The organism is Streptomyces sp. NPDC015220, from assembly GCF_043079345.1.
Taxonomy (GTDB): Bacteria; Actinomycetota; Actinomycetes; order Streptomycetales; family Streptomycetaceae; genus Streptomyces.
On record NZ_JBIBUK010000017.1, the window covers coordinates 1 to 20,523 of the forward strand.

Sequence of the window (20,523 nt, forward strand, 5' to 3'; positions counted from 1 at the left end):
CCCGCGGAGCGGGTCCCTCCGCGCTGCGCGCGGAGCAGCGATTCCCCGCGCTGCGCGCGGGGAATTACGCTCCCGCTCCGCGGGAGCGCCGGCGGTCCGCTGCGCTCCCCGCCTAACCTGCGGGCGCAGCCCGCAGGTTGACGCTCCCTCCGCTGCGCTCCGGCCGCAACTGCCTCGCACTGCGTGCGCGGCAACGGGCCACGCTCCGCGCGGCCCGTATCGGCAGCAGTAGAGGCGGGGGTTAGCGTGTCACTCAATGTGTCCTGTGCCAGGGTCCACTTGCTTGAGGAAGTCCCGTGCTGTCTGGCGCAGCTGGGCTTGTGGCAGGGAATCCTTTCCGTGGACATGGGTGGTGAAGCCGTATCCGGGATTTGGTCCGGTCAGCCACGTGAAGTCGTATGTTCCTGGTTCGTCGGGACGCTCACTGACCTCAAAGCTTTCCCCGTCGGCTGTCAGGGACCACCTACGCGTTCGTTCGTCCATGCCTGCCAGTCTGCCGAAGGGGCGGCCTCCGCTACGCTCCAGCCGTCACATCGCACAACGGGTGAGGTGACGGGCATGCTCCGCGCCGCCCTGGCGGGCAGCAGGAGGGGGAGGTGGCTGACGGGCGGGCGAGTGGCGGGCTGGGTTGTGTCGGCTGGCCGGGTGGCGGTCACAAGACAGGGGGTCGCTCGTTCGTATCGGGTTCTAGTGTAATCGCTGCTCAAGTTGATGCAGCATGTACCATTGGCGGAAACACGAGACGTCCCCTAACTCATTGTGGGCCATAACGTGACGCCGGAAGAGGGCGGTTTTATGTGGAGCACTGAGGACGTGACTCGGACTTCAGTCCGGAATCAGGCAGAAGGGCTGGACTTAGGTGCCGGTTGCCGAGGCTGCTGCCCGGGCAGGGGAGGCCCGGGCGAGGCGGCCTGCGCAGTACGAGCTGGGTGCACCTGATCCGGAGCGGCTGGCGGCGGTATGGGCGGCCAAGCACTTGAGTGGCGGCGCGTCAGGAACCTGATGCGGGGGTCTGGTTGGGAGGGTCTACAGGGCTGATCGGGATGCCCAGGGCTCGCGAGGAGCTGCGTGATACGGCGGTGAAGTCCCGCGCGGAGTTCGAGGAGCGGCGGCGGGAGGCGCCGGCCGAGTGCGTGCGGAGCTGTGACTGGCCGCCGGGCCGGACCGACTGGTGCGCGCGGCCGCGGCCGGGCGGGGCTTGGGCTGGCCGAGGTTCTGGCGCAGCTTGCCGAGCGGGTCGTGGTGGGTGAGGACGGTACGGTATCGGTCCCGCCTTTTATACCGTCTCGGTGATTCCCGAAACGGTGCTTGAATTAGTTAGGGGAGGTTGGGAGAAATGCGCCATATTCAGCTTCGGGAACACCAGGTCGACCAGAAGTCGGCTTTCCGTAAGTGGGTGGGATTTCCTGCAAGGTCATCTGTGCCTCCGGAGGGGGCACGGGGCACGATCGTGTCCGCGACCGGGTCGGGTAAGACGATCACGGCCGCCGCGTGCGCGCTGGAGTGCTTCCCGGGCGGCCGGGTCCTCGTGACCGTGCCAGCCCTGGACCTGCTCGTGCAGACCGCCCAGGCGTGGCGCCTGGTGGGCCACCGCTCCCCCATGGTCGCGGTGTGCTCGCTGGAGAACCGATGGACCAGCGGAAGGTTCGCGGGCCGCTGGAGGCCGCTCTGGCGGGCGGGGAGCGGCTGTACGGACAGCAGATGGACGGCTTCGACCTCGCCATCGTGGACGAGGCCCACGGAACCGCCGGTGATCTCGGCCGGCCATGGGCGGCGATCCACGACAACCAGCGGATCCCCGCCGACTTCCGCCTGTACCTGACCGCGACCCCGCGCATCCTCGCCGCCCCCGGCCGCAGAAAGGCGCGGGCGGCCAGGAGCTGGAGCTCGCGTCGATGGGCCAGGACTCCGAAACCTACGGTCCCTGGCTCGCCGAGCTCGGGCTCTCGGAAGCAATCGAGCGGGGCATCCTCGCCGGGTTCGAGATCGACGTCCTTGAGATCCGCGATCCCTCAGCGGTCCTCGGGGAGTCGGAGGAGGCGCAGCGGGGCCGGCGGCGCCTGGCGCTGCTGCAGACCGCACTTTTGGAGCACGCGGCGGCGTACAACCTGCGTACGGTCATGACCTCCCACCAGAAGGTCGAAGAGGCCGCCGCGTTCGCGGAGAACATGCCGCAGACGGCAGCGGCGCTGTACGTTAATGACGCCTCGGACGGGGACCTGGCGGCCGCGGAGGAGCTGCCGAAGTCGTCGATCGACGCGACCTTCTACGAGCTCGAGGCAGGCCGCCAGGTCCCGCCAGACCGGGTTTGGTCGGCGTGGCTGTGCGGCGACCACCTCGTCACCGAACGCCGCGAGGTGATCCGGCAATTCGCCAACGGGATCGATGCCGCGGGCCGGCGCGTTCACCGGGCATTCCTGGCAAGCTGTCGCGTCCTCGGGGAAGGCGTGGACATCACCGGCGAGCGGGGCGTGGAGGCCGTGTGCTTCGCCGACACCCGCGGCTCCCAGGTCGAGATCGTGCAGAACATCGGCCGGGCTCTCCGGATCAACCGCGACGGCACCACGAAGGTCGCACGCATCATCGTGCCGGTGTTCCTCCAGCCCGGCGGGGACCCGACCGACATGGTCGCCTCCGCCTCGTATGCTGGGTTGGTCGCTGTGCTCCAGGGCCTCCGCAGTCATGATGAACGACTCGTCGAGCAGCTCGCCTCTCGCGCCCTAAGGGCTTGCAGATCATTAACACGTTGTCTTGATCATGGTGCTGGGGTCGCCGCTCAGGGCTTGGACCCGAGCCTGGAGGGGCGTGAGGGCGGAGGGCGGGGTGGCTGCCGGCGGGATGGCGATGCTGTGCGCCTTCAGCAGTGTCCTGATCTTCAGCAGGGTGCGGTGCATGGCGGTCCGGCTGCTGTCGAACAGGACGGCGAGGGGTTCCGCGGCCAGGGCGACCCGCAGGTGAAGGACGGCCGCCAGGACCTGGTCGGGGAAGGCGAGCCGGGGCGGGCGTCCGCGCTTGACGTCGCCATTGACGGCCAAAGTGTGGGTGAGATCGCTCAGTTGCTGCCGGGGCATGCTGGTCAGGGCAGGATCGGACAGCAGAGCACGGTCCCACTCCGGGCCGGCTTTTGCGGAGTCCGGGGTGCTGGGATGGCAGGGGACGGATGGGGATGCACGGCATAGTTCCAGTCGCCGTGGAAGGCGTGTCGGGTCAGTGGCAGAGCCGCCATCTCCGCGTCGCCGATCTGGACCCCGGTGGGGTAGATATTGGTGTCCAGCTCGGCCATGACCCGCAGTCCAGTGCGGGTGGTGGTCGCGGCGATGGACTGGACGATGACTTCGTGGCTGGTCAGCGGGCGGCCGCGCCAGTTCATGGTGATGTGCGAGAAGAGCCGGTGCTCGATCTTGTTCCACTTCGATGTGCCTGGCGGTAGGTGGCAGACGGTGATCGTCAGTCCTGTTTCGGCCGCGAGCCGGGCGAGTTCGAGCTTCCAGGCCCGGGTGCGGTAGCCGTTGGAGCCGCCGGCGTCGGCGGTGATGAGCAGTCGTGTCGCTTGCGGGTAGGCGGCCCGGCCCTGGCCGCACCACCAGCGGCGGATGGATTCCACTGCGAACGCGGCGGTGTCGTGATCGGTGCCCACGTTGACCCAGCCGGTGTTCGCCGCGAGATCGTAGATCCCGTACGGGACGGCCTTGCCCAGCTATGGGTCGGCGAAGTCATGGACGTTCACCGGCACCGGACCAGCCGCAGGCCGCCACTGGCGGCCGTTGTTCTTGAACTCGCCGACGAGCTCCTTCTTCTTGGTGTCCACGCTGATCACCGGCTGGCCGGCGTCCCGGTGATCGCGGGCCTGCTCGTTGAGATAGCGGAACTGGGCATCCCGGTCCGGATGCTGGCTTCCCTCGATGGTCTTGGCGTTGGCCTGCAGGCTGAAGCCTTCCTCCCGCAGCAGGTCGGCGACGGTGTCCGCACTGACCTTGTGCCCGGCCCGGGCCAGCTCCCGCGCGAGGTTGCGGGTCGACTTGACCGTCCACCGAAGTGGCGACATCGGATCACCGCGCTCGTCCGGCTCGACCAGCGCCAGCAGCGCCGGCCGCAGCCCCGGATCGAGATCTGCGACCCTCTTGCGGCCTCCGCCCGGCCGCCGCACCCGCCCCAGAGGCTCCTCGCCGGTCTCCAGCTCGAACACGCCCTTGCGGATTGTGCTCTCGCTCACCGAGGCCGCCCGCGCGACGGCCCGAACACCACCGTGTCCCAGGACACGGGCTTCCGCGGCCATCAGCAGCCGTCGCTGCCGCTCGTCCAGATGCGGAGACAACACCGTGAACTTCACAGCGAGTTGGATACAGATCTCGTCCGGAATGCGCATACCACACCAACGAGCCACAGGACGGGAAGCAACACTTTGATGATCTGCAAGCCCTTAGGTAAAGGCCCTTGCGCGCTCACGACGAGGAAGCTGTGGAATTGCCGGCCATTCCGCAGGAGCCGCAGAAAGAGGCGGTGCAGCCCTCCGAGTGGATCGGTACGCCGCCCGGGGAGGGCGAGGAGGAATCGCGGCTGCTGCTGCGGTTCGCCGCCCCGAGGGACTCTGTGATGGTCGCGGACTGGGTGTCGTTCAACGTGATCGACACCGAGAAGCGGGACTGGGCGCGCGGATGGTCCGCGCTCAAGCGGTACGTCGAGCGGGTCGGGAACGCGAGAGTGCCCTACGGCCACCGGGAGGGTGCGACACCTCTTGGACAGTGGGTGGCGGAGCAGCGGCGGGCCTACGCGGCCGGGGAGATGAGCGGACAGCGCGCGCAGCGCCTGGAACGGCTCGGCATGGTCTGGTCAGTAGCGGATGAAAGGTTCCAGGAAAACCTTCAGGCCGCGAAGGCGTACTATGCCGAGCACTGGACACTGTGCGTGCCGAGGCCCGCCACGGCACTGGACCGGCCGGTCGGGCAATGGCTGTCCAACCTGCGGCGGCCCGGCGCGCTGGACGGACACCCGAGTGGAAGACCGCCCTGGAGGCCGTCGACCCGTATTGGAGCCCCGACTGGCCGGCCGCCTGGCAACGCCACTACGCCGCACTACGCGAGCTGGTGCGCGAAGAGGGCCAGACCCACGTGCTGCCCGGCGTCACCGTCCACGGCATGGACGTCGCAAGTGGCTGGCCCGGCAACGCAAGGCGGAGGTCTGGGCCACTCTGGCGGGAGGTCAGCGCGGGCTCCTGGGGGCCATCGGCGTCGTGCCAGAGTCACCGGAGCCGGAAGCATCCGCCAAGCCCTCCAGCACGGCTGTGAGCACCTTCGAGCGAGGCATTGCCGCCCTCGCGCAGTACGAGGCGCGCACCGGCACTGTCGCGCCCACGTAGAGGTTCTTCCTGATGGGACCGGCGTCCGACTGGGGGTATTTCTGAGCAACAGCAAGAGCAGGCGCGCCAGGCTCACGGCGACGAGCTGGCAGCGTTCGCCGCACTCGGACTCCAATGGGCGGCGTAGGCCTTGACTGGTTGTCGTGTCTGACACGGTGCAGCGTACGCTGCCTGCGCCCGGGGCGTTTCTGAACGCACCCAGCGGCCAGAACATGACAAAGTCACTGGTATTGCAGCTAACTCCACCGCCAGGCGACATTGCCCTGTCCACCAGCCCGGTCGGCAGCTCGTCTTGGGCTGGTGGACGGCTCCGCGGCCCTGTGCCGTGCGGATATCGCTCCGATGGGTCACAGGCCGGCGACGTCCCCGGCCCTATTGAGCGTGTCCAGCGCGTCCACCATGGCGTTGTGCCGTCTGCCGCGCGCCGCCCGGTCCGCCGGCACCAGCCGCGCGGCGACCTGCACCGCGCAGGCGTCCGGGTCGCCGAAGGCAGTCCGCGGGAGCTCTCCCGTATCCGCGCAGTGCGTCGTGACTTCCTTGACCGCCTGGAGCACGACTGCCCGGTCCACGCCCGGCTGCATGGCCAGCCGTACCTGGAAACGCGCCATCCATTTTTCGCGGTCCTTCGCCCTCACCGCGTCCGTCGTCTGGTCCTTCTTCGCCACGTGCTCTCCTGGGTGATCGGCAACCGTACGTCGCGGAAAACCGTACGTCGCGGAATGGGACGCCAGGGCAGCGACGTAGGTTCCGCCGAAGCGCGAACGCCGTCTGGTCTGGGCGGTGATGAACCCTGGATGTCGCAGTGGCAGGTCGTCCCCGACGCCCTGCTGTTCTGCCGACGCGGCCACGAAGATGGTCAGGGCGCGATGCTCCGGGCTTTCGTGGAAGTCGGCCGGGCCGGCATGGGCCCCGAACGCCTCGCCGTCAAGCTCACCGCCTACGCCTGCCTTCACCAGTACGTGTCCGCACCCTCCAGGGACGCGTCGGCAGCCGGCCGTGCGGGAGGGGAGTGGGCGGCGTCGCTGTCCGCTGTTTCCGCGGGTGCTGTTCGTGCTGGACGGCACCGGGCCCGTCGGCGCCGACACCTGGGTCAACGCGCTGCGCGCGGCCGCTGCGGGCCCTGTGGTGGCCGCCTTGCTGCACGAAGTGCCCGCGGTGCCGCTGGCCGACCTGCTCCGTGGCGGTCCCGCCCAGCCTGTTTTGGCGTCCCGTCCAGGACTCCGGCAGGCGCGTGGGCTGGAACCGGTACCCGGCACCGTAGAAGTGGGCCCTCCAGTAGGGCGTCGGCGTCGCCGCGCACCCCGACCACGGAGCCGGCTGTGTCATCGCCGGGACCCGGCCATGAGCCCGACCACGGCCGCCTGCCCTCCAACCATGAGCCCAACCATGGGTCCGAAACCAGCACAGGCGCCCCTCCGAGGGGCCATCCCCGCGGGCGCGGGGAGCACGCTCCGTTCCACGGAGTTCCGGTGTCACCGCGGGGATGATCCCACGCGCTGCCGGTTCCGCTCCGGTATTCGGTCGTGTTTCCCGCGCCCGCGGGTCGACTCACGCTTCCCACTCGCTGGTCGGGGGGCAGTTACTTCCTGTTCCAGCCGTCAGTCACGTCCGCCGGCCGAGCAAGCTCTCCTACGGTCGTGTCGAAGGCATCGGTGCTCGGTGCGTGCCTCAGCTACTCAGCGAAGTATCGATCAAGTAGAGCAGCACTCCGATCAGGCCTAGGGCGATGCCTATCCTTACGAGCCATGTGAGCAGTCTCTGCTTCCCGGGTGCCGTCATGATGTGCGCGAATCGTGCATCGCCAGTCCTGATCCAATGAAGCCGAGGCCGGCGCGGATGGCAGCCAGTGACGGGGGTGTGCTGAGTCCGCCGCTACCGATCGGGCCGGCTGTTCCTGCCCCGAGTGAGAGAGCCTCGCCTGCGACCGAGAGGTCTCCTGCGATACAGCCGAGCACGCTTGTTCCGGCTGGGCGGGTGTAGTTGACGGGATGGGCTGTGCCGTACAAGTAGGTGTTCGGTTCCGTGCCGCTGGGGTCGGGTTGGGTGAAGCGGCCGAGGCCCGGGTCGTTGTAGCGGGCGCCCGTCTTGTACGGCTTGGAGGGGGTGGGGTAGGCGCTTGTGTAGCGGAAGGGCTGTTGGGTGCTGGTGTTGGTGCGCTGTTCGCCGTAGGGGCCGTAGGTGTAGGCGGCGGTGCGCTTGCCGGTGGTGTCGAGGAGGCCGATGACGGTGTTGTGGGCGTCGGTCAGGTGGTACTGGCTGTTCCCGCCGGTCCTCATGGCCACCAGCGTGCCCGAGGGTTCGTGGACGAAACTGGTGGCCGTGCCTGTCATGCTCTGGCCGGTGATGCCGACCGCGGCGTTGGTGAAGGTGGTCGCGTCGCGGGTCAGGCGCTGGGTGTTGTCGGTGCCGGCGTAGGTCTGGTGGGTGGTGGCGCCGGACTGGGTGTAGGCGGCGAGCTGGGTGGAGGGTGTCCAGGACTCGGCCGTGCGGGTGCCGGTGGGGCTCGCGGCGCCGGTCTCGTTGTCGGTGCCGTCGTGGGTGAAGCCGGAGTCGGTGTCGTAGCTGGTCAACTCGTCGGTGTCGTTGTGGGTGTGAGTGTGCTGGGCGCTTCTCGGCACGGGCGGGGTCGGCCGTGCCCTCGCTGACCGTCTGAGCGCACTCGGCCACGACGTCGTGATCGGGGCCCGGGGCGTCGAGGAGACCTGCTCGCGCGCCGAGCCTGAGGGCCGGGGGAACATGCCGTTCGGGGACTGGCATGCGAGGCGTCCGGTGGTGCGGGTCGCCCCCCTTTACCAGCCGAGGTCGGGGAGCGCCGGGAACCGGCTGCCGTAACCCGGCGTGATCCGTCATGCTGGCGCCGGTAGCGATTGCGGGAGGTGGCGGGTGGAGCGGGGCGCTCTCATCGCGGGCAGGTACGAGCTGACGCGGCTGCTCGGCCGGGGCGGTATGGGTGAGGTGTGGTCCGCCTGTGACCGGCATCTGCACCGCGATGTCGCCGTCAGGCTCCTGCGCCACGATGAAGGTGTCGGGGTTCATGGGGTCGCCGACGGTCAGCGATTCGACGAGGTCCTTCAGCTTGGCCACGGCCTGGTCTTAAGCGGCCGCGGTGCACCAGGATCCGGGTGTGGGCGCCGCAGGCCTCGCCGTTGTTGGCGAAGGAGAGGAACTTCAGGCCCTCCACCATGGCGTCGAGGTCGGCGTCCTCCAGGACGATGGCGGCGGACTTTCCTCCGAGCTTCAGGCTCACCCGCTTCAGCTGCCGGCCGGCGATGGCCGCGATGGTGCGTCCCGCGCCCGTCGAGCCAGTGAAGGCGATCTTGTCGATGCCGGGGTGTGAGACGAGGTACTCGCTGGTCTCGCGGTCGGCGGGCAGGATGCTGACCACGTCTTCCGGCACGCCCGCCGCCGTGAGGATTTCTCCGAGCATCAGGGTGACCAGGGCGTTCTCGGGTGAGGTTTTCAGCACGACGGTGCAGCCTGCCAGGAGCGCCGGGACGATCTTGACCAGCGTGGACTGGTGCGGGGCGTTCCAGGGGATGACGGCCGCGAGGACGCCCACCGGCTCCCGGCGCGCCAGGGTGCGGCCCGTCGCGCCCTCCGGCTGAGGCAGCGCCCGCGCCTTCACCGCGCCACCGGATGACAGACGGGCACGGCAGTACCGGGACTTCTCATTCGTGCGGGGAGCCGAGCGGTGACGGTGTGCGACCGACATACCGGGCGGCGACAGTCAGGAGCACTGCCAGGAAGACCCGTGCCGCCACGGTGCCGGGTCCTGCGCAGCCGCTGCCCGACCAGATCGCGCATCGCACGGTGTTCCCGCGGCCGCAAGGGCACCTCGCCGGCGCGCAGCTTCCGCTCCAACGACACCAGGGCGCCCGTGGTCCGCGGCCCCCTCCTCCCCGCGGCCCACCGCCCGCGCGACACCGCCGCAGGCCCGCCGGCCGCCACTGCCTGCTCATCGACGGCAGGCCGATTCCCCTGGGGAACGTCGCGCCAGTCAGCGAGCGCTCGATCCACTACAGCAAAGCCCAGAGCGAGGCCGACATCAGGCTTTCCCCGGGGCGGCACACCCTCACCCTGCGGTTCACCGACGGCGCGCACCGCTCCTACGGATCGGAAGTCAGCCAGACGATCACCGTGAACGCCGTGTGACCTGCGCGCAGGCCGGGCGGGGCGGCACTCGGTGTGCTGACCGGCCCGGCCTGCGCCGTCCGCCCAGTGGGGCGCGAAGTGCGCGGGGCGGTTACAGGTGCGTGTTCAGGGGGATGGTGACCTGCTTGGTCCACGTGCCCGTGGCGAAGTCGCGGGCGGAGATCTTCACCCGGTCCCGGTACACGGAGACCTGGAGGCCCTGGTTGAAGGTGCCGGAGACGGCCGTCTCGCCGCCGCTGCCGTCATCCGTGTAACCGGTCTGGATGGCACCGGTGTTGAGGACGTTGAAGCCGTCCAGGTTGCCGGTGCCCGGGACGACTCGGCGGACGTACCAGTCGGAGAGCGCCAGGTCCCAGTGCGTGTGCCCGCAGAAGAGGAACGCGTCGCGGTGCCGGCCGAGGATGCCGAGCAGGCGTCCGGCCTGGAGGTAGTCCCGCGCATACAGCTTGTTGTGGCTGCCGGAGACCGTGTTCGGCAGTGGGTGGTGGGTGATCACCATGACGGGCCGGCGGCGGCGCGCCCAGTGGGCGAGGCGGTCCTCCAGCCAGGCGAACTGGGTGTCGCTCAGCCAGACCTCGTCCCGCAGTTCGGGGTCGTGGTAGTGCATGTACTTCTCGGTGCCGATGCTCAGCACGGGTATGCCGCCGAAGGAGTGCTCGGTGTAGACCTTGTCGCGGCCCGCGAAGCGGTAGAAGCTGCGGAAGAGGGAGTCCTCTGTGGTGCCGTTCGGCCACGTGGCCTGGGCGAGGGTATCGGGGTCGTGGTACTTCGGCACGTAGAACTCGTGGTTGCCGATTGCCCAGGCGACGGCCGACGGCCGCGTGTGCTTTCGGAACTCGGCGGTCAGCGCCGCGTACTCGAAGTCGTGACCGCGCGGTGTGAGGTCGCCGGCGACGGCAAGGCCTGCACTGCCGGGGTTGGTGGTGCTCATGTCCTCCATGGCCACGCCCAGGTCGTGCAGGTCGCCCTGGATGTCGCTGATGACGTTGAACGTGGCGGCCGGGCGTTCCTGCCGCTCGTGTCCGTGCGCGGGGGGACCGGCTGGCGAGGGACCGGCGGCCGCGGCGGCCGCGGGCCTCCCGACGGCCAGCATCCCCGCCGCTCCGGTGGCGGTGGTGAGGAGGGATCGGCGATCCACAGGGGCTTTCCCTTCACGAGCGGGGCCCTCCTGCGACGGCGGGGGTGACGGAGCGGGCCTCCTTGGTCCAGACCCGTTATGGGTATGAGTCCGAGCCGAACCCCTGCCGGGCGGAACGTGACCGTCCGGTGAACACCGCCCGAGGAACACCGTCCCCGTCGTGGCCCGGGTGGGGCGGGCGGCCGGTGGTCAGGGGGTGGAGGCGACGGTGACCGGGGCCTCCTCGGGGGGGCGCGGAGCCATGAGCGGGAAGGCGAGGAGGACGAGGAAGACCAGGGCGGCCAGGCCGGCGCCGATGAGGAAGCCGGTGCCGATGGTGGTCGCGCCGATGACCGGGCCCAGGATGAGGGGGGCGACGAACTGGCCCGTGAAGTTGGCCGTTCCGGACAGGGACATCGCCTGGCCGCGCTGGGCCGCCGGCGCGGTCTCGCCGATCATCATCGCAAGCGCGGGCACCACGACGCCGCTGCCGAGGCCGAAGACGAAGGCGGCCAGGGTGAGGAAGATCCACTGGCTGCTCAGGCCGATCAGCAGGAAGGACAGCGCCCAGGCCACCGTGGCGGTCCGCAGCAGGCTCACGTAGCCGAGGCGGGCCTTGAGCTTGGCGTAGAACAGGCCGATGAGGCTGCCGCCGACGGAGGTGCTGACGGTGATGAGCGCGATCAGGAAGGGTTCTTCGACGGCGACCTCGGTGAGGCGCTGTGGCAGGAAGACGGCCAGCACGTAGAGGAGGAAGGAGGCGAAGAAGGAGAAGGCGTAGAAGGCCAGGAGGCCCGGGTGGTGGCGCAGCAGGTTCACGACGCCGCCGCCCTTGGCCCGGCCCTCGGCGGGCAGGGCGGGCATCACGAAGAGCGTCAGGAGGCCGACCGGGACGCCTAGCAGGTAGACGGCGAAGGGGGCGTGCCAGGACAGGCCGCCGAGCGCGCCGCCGATCAGCGGCCAGATGATGCCGCCGACGCTGAGGGCGGCCGAGCGCCAGCCGGCGACCCGGTCGCGCTGCTCGCCCTGGTAGAGCGCGAGGAGGGCCACGGTGGTCCCGACGAACACCGCCGCCGCGCCGATCCCGAACACGAACCGGCTGATGATCAGGGCCGCGTACGACTGCGTGACCAGGCCGGCGCCGCCGGCGACGCCGTACAGCAGGAGTCCGCCGACGAGCGGGGTGCGCAGGCCGAAGCGGTCGATGGCCCAGCCCACGAGCGGGCTGACGAGGGCGAGCGAGAGGCCGTGCGCGGTGAGGATCAGGCCGGCGCCGGTGCCGCTCACTCCGAGGTCGTCGCGGATGACGCCGACGACGGGGGCGATGACGGCGCCGGCCATCAGTGTGAGGGTGGAGGCGAGCAGCAGGACGAGCAGCATGGACCGGTGGGGCGTGGGCGGCGCGGGGCGGGGGGTGGAGTCGGGTAAGGCCATGGTGGTCTCCTTGAAGCGAGGATGCCGGAGGGGGCGACTCGGTGTCGTCGTGATCACCATCGTGCAACCTCAAGCGTGGTTCAGGTCAATCGCGTGGGTGGCGGTCACGACGGGGGGTCGAGCCGCTCTCCAGCAGTCCTCGTCCGGTCCGTTCAGGCGTCCAGCAGGGGTTTCCACCACCCCGGGTTGTCGCGGTACCAGGCGACGACGTCCCGCAGCCCGTCGTCCAGCGTCCGGCGCGGGGCGTACCCCAGCTCGGCGCGGATCTTGCCGTCGTCGATGGCGTAGCGCAGGTCGTGTCCCTTGCGGTCCTCGACGTGGCGGACCATCGACCGGTCGGCGCCGCACAGTTCGAGGAGCCGCCCGGTCATCTCGCGGTTGGTGAGGCTGGTGGCGCCGCCGATGTTGTAGGTCTCGCCGGCCCGGCCCGCGTCCAGGACGAGCTGGATGGCCCGGCAGTGGTCGTCGACGTGCAGCCACTCCCGCACGTTGGTTCCTTCGCCGTACAGCGGCACGGGGATGCCGCGCAGCAGGTTGGTGACGAACAGCGGGATCAGCTTCTCCACGTGCTGGTGGGTGCCGTAGTTGTTGGAGCAGCGGGTGACGCGCACGTCGAGGCCGTGGGTGCGGTGGTAGGCGCGGGCCAGCAGGTCGCTGCCCGCCTTGGACGCCGAGTACGGCGAGTTGGGCAGCAGGGGGGATTCCTCGGTCCAGGCGCCCTCAGCGATCGATCCGTACACCTCGTCGGTGGAGACGTGTACGACGGTGGGCACGCCGGTGTGCAGGCAGGCGTCGAGGACGCTCTGGGTACCGAGCACGTTGCTGTGGACGAAGGCGATGGAGCCGTCCACGGACCGGTCGACGTGGGACTCGGCGGCGAAGTGCACGACGGCGTCGTGGCCGGGCAGCACGCGCCGCATCAGCTCCTGGTCGCAGACGTCGCCGTGGGTGAAGGCCAGCCGGTGGTGGCCCATCGGCAGGTTCTCCGTGTTGCCCGCGTAGGTGAGTTTGTCGACGACGGTGACCTGTGCGTCCTCGTAGCCCTCGTACCCGCCCGCGAGCAGGGTGCGCACGTAGTGGGAGCCGATGAACCCGGCCCCGCCTGTGACGAGGATTCTCATACCGGCACCTCCGCCTGTGTGTGGTCTCCGATGATCAACCGGTTGTGCGTGCCGCCGTCGCGGGCGCGGACCTGGGCCCAGCGGCCGATCACGCAGCCGCGCAGTTCGGGGACGTCCATGATGGTGGCGCCCTCCAGGATGATGGAGTTCCCGATGCCGGCCGAGTCCAGGACGCAGTCCCGTCCGACGGCCACGTCCGGGCCGATCCGGCAGTCCCGGACGACGCTGCCTGCCCCGATCACCACGGGGCCGGTGATGTGCGAACCGATGACGCGGGCGCCGGGCTCGACGATCACCCGGCCCTGCACGACCGTCGCGGCGTCGATCGCGCCGGCGGCCGCGGGGGCGGCGTCGGCGCCCAGGCGCTCCAGCAGCGCCCTGTTGCATTCCAGCAGGTCGTCGATCTTCCCGGTGTCCTTCCAGTACCCGTCGTACTGGCGGGCGGTGACCGTCCGGCCGTCCTCGATGAGGTACTGGAGGGCGTCGGTGATCTCCAGCTCGCCGCGGGCGCTGGGTGTGATGGCCCGGGTGGCCGCGTGGACCGCCGAGGTGAAGAAGTACACGCCGATGACCGCCAGGTCGCCCCGCGGTTCGGCGGGCTTCTCCGCCAGGGTGAGCACTACGCCGTCGGTGCCGACCTCCGCCACGCCGTACTGCCGGGGGTCGGGGACCTTGGTGACCAGGAGCTGCGCGGCGGGGCGGCGGTGGCGGAATTCCTCCGCCGCGTCCGCGATGCCCTCGGCGAGGACGTTGTCACCGAGATACATCACGAAGTCCTCCTCGCCGAGGAATTCCTCGGCGAGCGTCACGCAGTGCGCGAGTCCCAGCGGCGCCTCCTGCCTGAGGTACGTGATCCGCATGCCGAAGCGGGAACCGTCGCCGATCGTCTCCTCGATCTGCGCGCCGTGGCCCCCGACGACGATTCCTGTCTCCTTCACTCCGATATCGCGCAGGTTCTCCAGGCAGTGCACCAGGACGGGCTTGTTGGCCACGGGAACCAGTTGTTTCGCCATCGAGTACGTGAAGGGACGTAAGCGCGTCCCCTCGCCTCCGGACAGTACGAGCGCTTTCATGGGCTTCCCAGCGGTTCTCGATCGGAGATGCGGTCAGGGACAACCTCCGGTCCCCCACTCGACTCCGGTTCGAGCCACCGTCGAATTCCGCCTGACAGCGTCCGTGGCATCAGGCACCGGACGACAAGGAGCAGAGTCGATGGCGGAGAAGGCCCTGACCCCCGACGAGGTCGGCGAGTTCTACGACGACCGGGGATGGCTCTGGGAAATCTTCATGGGGCAGAACCTGCACATCGGTTACTGGGACGACGTCGATCCGGAGGTCGATCCCAAGGACCGGCTGACCGACGTGCTCGTGGAGCAGGTGGCGCTCGGCCCGGGGCAGAGACTGCTCGACGTCGGCTGCGGCCAGGGGCGGCCGGCGATCCGGCTCGCGCAGGCCACCGGCTGCGACGCGCTGGGCATCACGGTGAGCGCCGACCAGGTCGAGGCGGGCACCCGGTTCGCGCGGGAGGCGGGCGTCGCCGACCGGGTCCGTTTTGAGCGGGTCGACGCCATGGAACTGCCTTATGAGGACGGGTCGTTCGACGCCGTCTGGGCGGTCGAGACGCTGATGTACCTCTCCGACCGGCAGGCCGCGCTGCGGGAGATCGCCCGGGTGCTCGCCCCGGGCGGGGTGTTCGTCCTGGCCGACTACACCGAGACCGGGGTCCTGACCGAGGAGTGGCGGGCGGTCCTCACCGAGGGCTTCACCGTCGGCTCGCTGCCGACGGCCGACGCGTACACCGGCATGATCGGCGAGGCGGGCCTGGAGATCGTGCGCCACGAGGACGCCACGGCGCACCTGCGCCGGTCGGCCGCCCGGATCGACCGGCTCGTCGCCGACAACTACCCGAAGGTCGTGGAGAAGGGCGGCCTGGAGTTCGCCGAGGAGTTCAAGGCCATGATCGGCAAGATCTCGGAGCTCGAACGCGATCTCCTCGGGTACGTCATCACGACCGCGCGCAGGCCGGTCTCCTGAACCGGGTCCGGCGCCGGACGGGCGGGTCCAGCGGGTGTCGAGCGGTGTTCGAGGCCCGTTCCGGACGATCCGACGCATGAGGATTCTCTTTGTGGCGGGCGGCACCTCCGGAGTGATCTTCGGGATCGTCCCGCTGGCTCAGGCCGCCCGCAATGCCGGACACGAGGTCTTCATGGCCGCTCCGGAGAACGTGATGCCCGCGATCACCCAGGCGGGCGTCCCCGGCGTCGCCGTCTCGTCGAAGGTGATGCACGACGCGCTCGTCGACCGCCGGGGCGTCCGGGTGCCCATCCCGGAGGACCTGCACGAACGGTACATCTTCAACGGCCGCACCTTCGGCCGGTACGCGGCCTCCTGCCTGGACGGGCTGCTGGAGCTGGTCGACCGGTGGCGGCCCGACGTGGTGGTCGGGGGGGCGCTGGCCTTCGCCGCGCCGTTGGTCGCCGCGTACGCGGGCGTGCCCTACGTCAAGCAGGCCATCGACATGGGCGAGCCTCGCACCATCGATCTGGGCGCCGCCGCCGAACTCGGACCCGAACTGGAACGGCTGGGCCTGTACGACATGCCGCGCGCCGATCTGTTCATCGACATCTGCCCGCCCAGCCTCCGCCCGGGGGACGCGCCGCCCGCGCAGATGATGCGCTACGTGCCGTACGCGACGCAGAAGAGGGTCGAGCCCTGGATGCTGGCCAAGGGCGGCCGGCCGAGGGTCCTGGTGTCGGCCGGCAGCCGCGTCACCCCCGAGTCGGACTTCGACATCCTGAGCGGGCTGGTGGACAAGGTCGGGAAGCTGGACGTGGAGCTGCTCATCGCCGCCCCGGAGGCCGTGGCGCAGAAGCTGCGGCCGCTTGCGGCGCACGTGCGGGCCGGCTGGATCCCGCTGCACCTGGCGGCTCTCACCTGCGACCTCGTGGTCCACCACGCGGGCGGCAACACCACCATGGGGTACGTGTCCTACGGCGTGCCCCAGGTCCTCGTCCCGTACCTGCCCTACTGCGTCGACTACAGCAGGCGGCTGAGCGGCCACGGTGCGGCGCGGATGGTCGATCCCGCGGACGACTCCGCCGAGACGATCGCGCGGGTCTGCGCGGAGATGCTCGCCACGCCGTCCTACCGGGAGCGGGCGCGGGCGCTGGCCGACGAGGTGGCTGGGCTGCCCGGGGCGGCCGAGGTCGTGACGGCGATCGAACGGCTGGCGGTCCCCGGACGGTGATGTTCCGGCGGTCCGGGGCCACGACTTCAAGGCTCAAGAGGGCGAGAAAGGCACTCACGTGATCAATCTGTTCCAGCCCGCCGTCGGCGACGAGGAGCTCGCCGCCGTCGCCGGCGTGTTCCGCGACAAGTGGCTCGGCCACGGTCCTCGGACCAAGGCGTTCGAGGCAGCGTTCGCCGAGCACCTCGGCGTCGAACCGGACCGAGTCGTCTTCCTGGCCTCCGGCACTGCCGGCCTCTTCCTCATCGCCGAGTCCCTCGGCCTGGCCGCGGGTGAGGAGGTGGTCATGCCGTCGATGAGTTTCCTCGCCGCGGCCAACGCCGTGCTGGCGGCCGGCGGCCGGCCCGTCTTCTGCGACGTCGACCCGCGGACCATGAACCCGAGCCGGGAGGACGTCGAGGCGGCCCTCACGACCCGTACCCGGGCGGTGCTGCTGCTGCACTACGGCGGCCAGCCCGGACACGTGGCGGAGATCGCCGAACTCTGCCGCGAGCGGGGCCTGGCCCTGATCGAGGACTCGGCCTGCTCGATCGCCTCGACGGTGGGGGGCCGGGCCGTGGGCACCTTCGGGGACCTGGCCATGTGGTCCCTGGACGCGGCGAAGATCCTGACCACGGGGGACGGCGGCCTGCTGTACGTCCGGGACGCCGGGCAGGCCGCACGGATGCGGCGGCTGGCCTACCACGGCCTGATGCAGGCCACCGGCTTCGGCTACGCCAAGGTGTCCCACCGGTGGTGGGAGCTGGAGGTGCCGGAGATCGGGCGGCGCGTCATCGGCAACGACCTGACTGCCGCGATCGGGGCGGTGCAGCTGCGCCGGCTGCCGGAGTTCATGGCCCGCCGGCGGGAGGTCGTCGAGCGGTACGACCACGAGCTCGCCGACGTGCCGGGGCTGCGGCTGCCGCCGCCGTTGCCGGACCACCACACGTCCTCGCACTACTTCTACTGGGTGCAGATGGACGCCGCGATCCGCGACGGCGTCGCCGCCGACCTGCTCGCCGCCGGCGTCTACACCACCTTCCGGTACGCGCCGCTGCACAAGGTGCCGACCTACGGCTCCGACCGGGTGCTGCCCGCCACCGACCGGGCGGCCGGCGAGACCCTGTGCCTGCCCCTGCACCACGGGCTGGACGACGACGACGTCCGCACGGTCGCCCGGCGGCTGCGCGCGGCCGTGGCGGAGCGCGGCCACGCCGCAGGCATCGCCTGAGCGGCCGGTGGAAGGGACACGGGAGAAGGACATGCACCTGCTCTTCATGGCGACGCTCGGACAGACCTTGCACGAGGTGACCCTCGGGCTCGACCTGGCCGCGCAGCTGAAGGACGCCGGGATCGGGGCCCACTTCGTCGTCGACCGGTACAACGAGGGGCAGCTGGCCGCCGCCGGGCACCCGTACACCCTCGTGGACACCTCCATGGGGCCCGGGGTGCGTGAGGTCGTCGCCCGCGCAGTTCGGGAGTCGCGGCCGGACGCGATCGTCCTGAGCGACTACATGGCCCACTGGCTGACCCACGTCGTCAACTACGAGATCGACCCGTGGTTCGTCGACGACTTCGATCTGCCCGTCATCTCCATCGACTCGGTGCACCTGGAGGGCACCGATCTCGAAGTGGAGGTGCTCGGCCGGACCACCCGGGTCAGCGACCGCATCCTGACCGCGCCCGCCCACCTGCTGCCGGTGCCCGCCAACCGGCCGGACGCCACCGGCGGTCGGGGCCTGCCCTACCGGGCCGACCGGGCCCTGACGCCGCCCTCCGACGCCCTCCGCCGGGAGCTGCGCCGGTCGCTGGGGGTCCGGGACGGGGAGCGGCTGTTGATGCTCCCCACCCTGCCGTGGCAGCGGATCATGCAGACCCAGGCGGGACCGCGCACCCGCGAACTGGCCGTCCGGGTGCCGGAGCTGGTCGGCCACTACCTGCGCCGGCTGCCGTCGGACACCCGGTTCCTGTCGGTCGGGCCGTACCTCGACGGCTTCGGGCTGCCGGTGGACCGGCTGCACGTCGAGGAGACGTACACCGCCGGGCGGTACACGTCGCTGCTCGGGGCGGCCGACGCGGTGCTCGGCCTGTTCCTCCCCTCCTTCGCGCTGGAGAGGGCGGTCCTGGCCGACGTGCCGGGCCTGTTCACCGTCAACACCTTCGATGTCGACGGCGAGCCGGGGACGCGCCGGCTGGCCGACGCCTTCGGCGGCGTCACCCCGGCCGTCCGTTCCTGGCTGGCCGCCTTCCCCGGGCCGGTGCCGCCGTTCCACATGTGGCCGCTGCAGTGGAACGCGGTCGTGAGCCGCCTGCTGGAGGACAACCCGCTGACCACGACCGCGCTGCGCGCCGAACTCCTCGACGAGGAGTCGGTGGTCGCCGGGCTGTCGGCCGTGCTGTACGACGACGAGGGCGTGCGGGACCGGCTCGCCGCAGCCCGGACCGGCTACCGCGACACGCTTGCGAGGCTGCCGGAGACCGCCGAGGTGTTCCTGACGGCGGCCCGGCGGTGCGGGGTGGACGTGTGATGGGCCAAAGACGCGGGAGGCGCGGAACGGCACGGGCCTCCCGCGTCTTTGTCAGACCCCGGCGAGCAGGGAGCGCAGCGAGTCGTCCAGACCGCGGCGGGGCCGCCATTGGAGGAGCTGCTCGGCGAGGGTGACGTCCAGGGCCTGCCAGGCGGCGGCGGAGTTGGCGGAGCCGCCGCGCCCGGCGCTGGGCACCGGTGCCGCGGCGGCCGTCCGGCGGACCTGGACGCCGCTCAGCTCCACCAGGCGGTTCACCACGTCCTCCACGAGGACGGCCCGTCCGCTGCCCACGTTGACGACCCGGCCGGCCACGCGCGCGCGGGGGGCCCGGGCGCAGGCGACGACCGCGTCGGCGACGTCCCGGGCGTCGACGAAGTCCCGCCAGGCGGTCGCCGGGGGCAAATCCAGCTCCATCGGGCCCGGCCGTCCCCGGTGCGCGGTGAGCCGGGCGGCGAGGAAGCCGAGCAGGCTGCCGGCGGGCGCGCCGGCACCGCAGACGTTGGAGATCCGCAGGACCACCCCGTCGGTGCCGGAGGCCTCGACGGCGTCCAGCACGGTCCGGGCGGCGCGCAGCTTGGTCCGCCCGTAGGTGGTGTCGGGCTGCGGTGGGTGGTCCTCGGCGAACGGTCGGCGGTCGGTTCCCGGGCCGTACTCGTGGACCGTGCCGAGCTGGACGAGGCGGGGGCGCCGGGGTGCGGCGGCGACCGCGTCCAGGAGCAGTCCGACGAGGTCCGCGTTGGCGGCCTCCTGCTGTTCCGGGGTGGCGCCCCAGAGCTGTCCCGCGGCGTTCACCACCGTGTCGGCCGCGACGTCGTCGAGGAGCCGGGTGAGCCGGTCCGGCGGTTCGCGCAGCGGGTCCAGGTGCTCCCGGCGCTGCGCGGACGGCGGGGCGGAGCCGCCGCAGAGCCCCCGGGAGACCGCTGTCACCCGTGCCCCCGCGGTTTCGAACGCGTCGCAGAGGTGCCGTCCGAGGAAGCCGGTGGCGCCGAGGACGACGACCGAGGTGCCCGTCACCGGCTCACCCCCGCCACTCGGTCAGGACGCCCGCGGCGAGCGTCTCCCGCAGCGACGCCGCTCCGGCGTCCCGGTCGGAGATCAGCGGCGGCTCGGTGAAGCCCCACGGCAGGTCCATGTCCGGGTCGAGGGGGTCGATGTTGATCTGTGTTCCCGGGACGTACGTGGTGGAGACGACGTAGCAGATGCAGGTGTCGTCCGCGAGGCTGAGGAAGCCGTGGGCCACCCCCTCGGGGATGAAGAGGCAGCGGCCGGAGTCGGCGTCCAGTTCCGTCACCGCGTGGGTGCCGAAGGCGGGCGAGCCGGTCCGCAGGTCGACGATGACGTCCCGCAGCGCGCCGCGCACGCACGAGACGTACTTGGCCTGGCCGGGCGGGACGGCGACGCCGTGCAGTCCGCGCAGGACGTTCCGGTGGGAGACCGAGTAGTTGATCTGCCGGGGCAGGAAGGGACGGCCGATCGCCTTCGCGAGCAGGTCGGTCCGCAGCGACTCGTAGAACGTCCCCCGCTCGTCGGCCAGTTGTTCGGGGGTGATGACGTAGGCACCGGGAACGGCCGTCTCCGCGACACGCACG

General features: G+C 70.7%; 15 protein-coding genes and 3 pseudogenes. 8 read left to right on the plus strand and 10 right to left on the minus strand.

Annotated elements, in window-relative coordinates; translation table 11 throughout:
• Window positions 1–1,336: 1,336 nt before the first annotated feature.
• Window positions 1,337–2,723: pseudogene (locus ACF061_RS27555) on the plus strand (DEAD/DEAH box helicase family protein); the annotation flags it as partial.
• A 15-nt stretch (window positions 2,724–2,738) separates the two neighbouring features.
• Here the strand turns inward: ACF061_RS27555 and ACF061_RS27560 are convergent.
• Window positions 2,739–4,366, minus strand: a pseudogene (locus tag ACF061_RS27560) (ISAzo13 family transposase).
• 227 nt (window positions 4,367–4,593) lie between these two features.
• Here ACF061_RS27560 and ACF061_RS27565 point away from each other — a divergent pair.
• The gene (locus tag ACF061_RS27565; RefSeq protein WP_392269799.1) at window positions 4,594–5,490 is read left to right on the plus strand and encodes a helicase associated domain-containing protein; all 897 of its coding nucleotides are present in this window, start codon (window positions 4,594–4,596) and stop codon (window positions 5,488–5,490) included.
• Window positions 5,491–5,703: 213 nt separating this feature from the next.
• On the opposite strand, the gene ACF061_RS27570 is transcribed toward ACF061_RS27565, so the two are convergent.
• A complete protein-coding gene (locus tag ACF061_RS27570) occupies window positions 5,704–6,021 on the minus strand; it encodes a hypothetical protein (protein WP_392269679.1) in 318 nt (105 codons plus the stop codon).
• Window positions 6,022–7,131: 1,110 nt separating this feature from the next.
• Window positions 7,132–7,974, minus strand: coding sequence for an RHS repeat-associated core domain-containing protein (locus ACF061_RS27575; protein WP_392269680.1), 843 nt, complete (start codon window positions 7,972–7,974; stop codon window positions 7,132–7,134).
• On the opposite strand from ACF061_RS27575, the gene ACF061_RS27580 reads away from it, so the two are divergent.
• The gene (locus tag ACF061_RS27580) at window positions 7,952–8,188 is read left to right on the plus strand and encodes an NAD(P)-binding domain-containing protein (RefSeq protein WP_392269681.1); all 237 of its coding nucleotides are present in this window, start codon (window positions 7,952–7,954) and stop codon (window positions 8,186–8,188) included. The genes ACF061_RS27575 and ACF061_RS27580 overlap by 23 nt on opposite strands.
• Window positions 8,189–8,371: 183 nt before the next feature.
• Here the strand turns inward: ACF061_RS27580 and ACF061_RS27585 are convergent.
• Window positions 8,372–8,963 (minus strand): annotated as a pseudogene (locus ACF061_RS27585) (aldehyde dehydrogenase family protein); the annotation flags it as partial.
• Window positions 8,964–8,992: 29 nt separating this feature from the next.
• Here ACF061_RS27585 and ACF061_RS27590 point away from each other — a divergent pair.
• Complete coding sequence (locus ACF061_RS27590; RefSeq protein ID WP_392269682.1) at window positions 8,993–9,508, plus strand: DUF4399 domain-containing protein; 516 nt, start codon at window positions 8,993–8,995, stop codon at window positions 9,506–9,508.
• Window positions 9,509–9,599: 91 nt separating this feature from the next.
• Here the strand turns inward: ACF061_RS27590 and ACF061_RS27595 are convergent, their stop codons facing one another.
• From ACF061_RS27595 to ACF061_RS27610, 4 genes are all read right to left on the minus strand, one after another.
• Entirely contained in the window at window positions 9,600–10,646 is a 1,047-nt protein-coding gene (locus ACF061_RS27595; protein ID WP_392269683.1) for a metallophosphoesterase family protein, read from the minus strand.
• A 189-nt stretch (window positions 10,647–10,835) separates the two neighbouring features.
• Window positions 10,836–12,059: an MFS transporter gene (locus ACF061_RS27600; RefSeq protein ID WP_392269684.1), complete on the minus strand. Its 1,224-nt coding sequence runs from the start codon at window positions 12,057–12,059 to the stop codon at window positions 10,836–10,838.
• A 152-nt stretch (window positions 12,060–12,211) separates the two neighbouring features.
• Complete coding sequence (gene rfbB / locus ACF061_RS27605; protein ID WP_392269685.1) at window positions 12,212–13,180, minus strand: dTDP-glucose 4,6-dehydratase; 969 nt, start codon at window positions 13,178–13,180, stop codon at window positions 12,212–12,214.
• A complete protein-coding gene (locus tag ACF061_RS27610; protein ID WP_392269686.1) occupies window positions 13,177–14,253 on the minus strand; it encodes a glucose-1-phosphate thymidylyltransferase in 1,077 nt (358 codons plus the stop codon). Before ACF061_RS27610 ends, rfbB begins: the two co-directional genes overlap by 4 nt.
• A 139-nt stretch (window positions 14,254–14,392) precedes the next feature.
• On the opposite strand from ACF061_RS27610, the gene ACF061_RS27615 reads away from it, so the two are divergent.
• The 4 genes from ACF061_RS27615 to ACF061_RS27630 all read left to right on the plus strand — a co-directional run bounded on the left by ACF061_RS27615 (window position 14,393) and on the right by ACF061_RS27630 (window position 18,934).
• Window positions 14,393–15,214: an SAM-dependent methyltransferase gene (locus ACF061_RS27615; protein ID WP_392269687.1), complete on the plus strand. Its 822-nt coding sequence runs from the start codon at window positions 14,393–14,395 to the stop codon at window positions 15,212–15,214.
• 76 nt (window positions 15,215–15,290) lie between these two features.
• A complete protein-coding gene (locus ACF061_RS27620) occupies window positions 15,291–16,427 on the plus strand; it encodes a glycosyltransferase (RefSeq protein ID WP_392269688.1) in 1,137 nt (378 codons plus the stop codon).
• Window positions 16,428–16,485: 58 nt separating this feature from the next.
• On the plus strand, window positions 16,486–17,637 hold the full coding sequence (locus ACF061_RS27625) for a DegT/DnrJ/EryC1/StrS family aminotransferase (RefSeq protein WP_392269689.1): 1,152 nt from the start codon (window positions 16,486–16,488) through the stop codon (window positions 17,635–17,637).
• 31 nt (window positions 17,638–17,668) lie between these two features.
• Complete coding sequence (locus ACF061_RS27630; RefSeq protein WP_392269690.1) at window positions 17,669–18,934, plus strand: DUF6365 family protein; 1,266 nt, start codon at window positions 17,669–17,671, stop codon at window positions 18,932–18,934.
• Between the two features lie 51 nt (window positions 18,935–18,985).
• Here the strand turns inward: ACF061_RS27630 and ACF061_RS27635 are convergent, their stop codons facing one another.
• Together ACF061_RS27635 and ACF061_RS27640 are read right to left on the minus strand one after the other, a co-directional pair.
• A complete protein-coding gene (locus tag ACF061_RS27635; RefSeq protein WP_392269691.1) occupies window positions 18,986–19,948 on the minus strand; it encodes an NAD-dependent epimerase/dehydratase family protein in 963 nt (320 codons plus the stop codon).
• A 4-nt stretch (window positions 19,949–19,952) separates the two neighbouring features.
• Window positions 19,953–20,522 (minus strand): dTDP-4-dehydrorhamnose 3,5-epimerase family protein, encoded by a 570-nt coding sequence (locus ACF061_RS27640; RefSeq protein WP_392269692.1) that lies wholly within the window; start codon window positions 20,520–20,522, stop codon window positions 19,953–19,955.
• Window position 20,523: the final 1 nt, after the last annotated feature.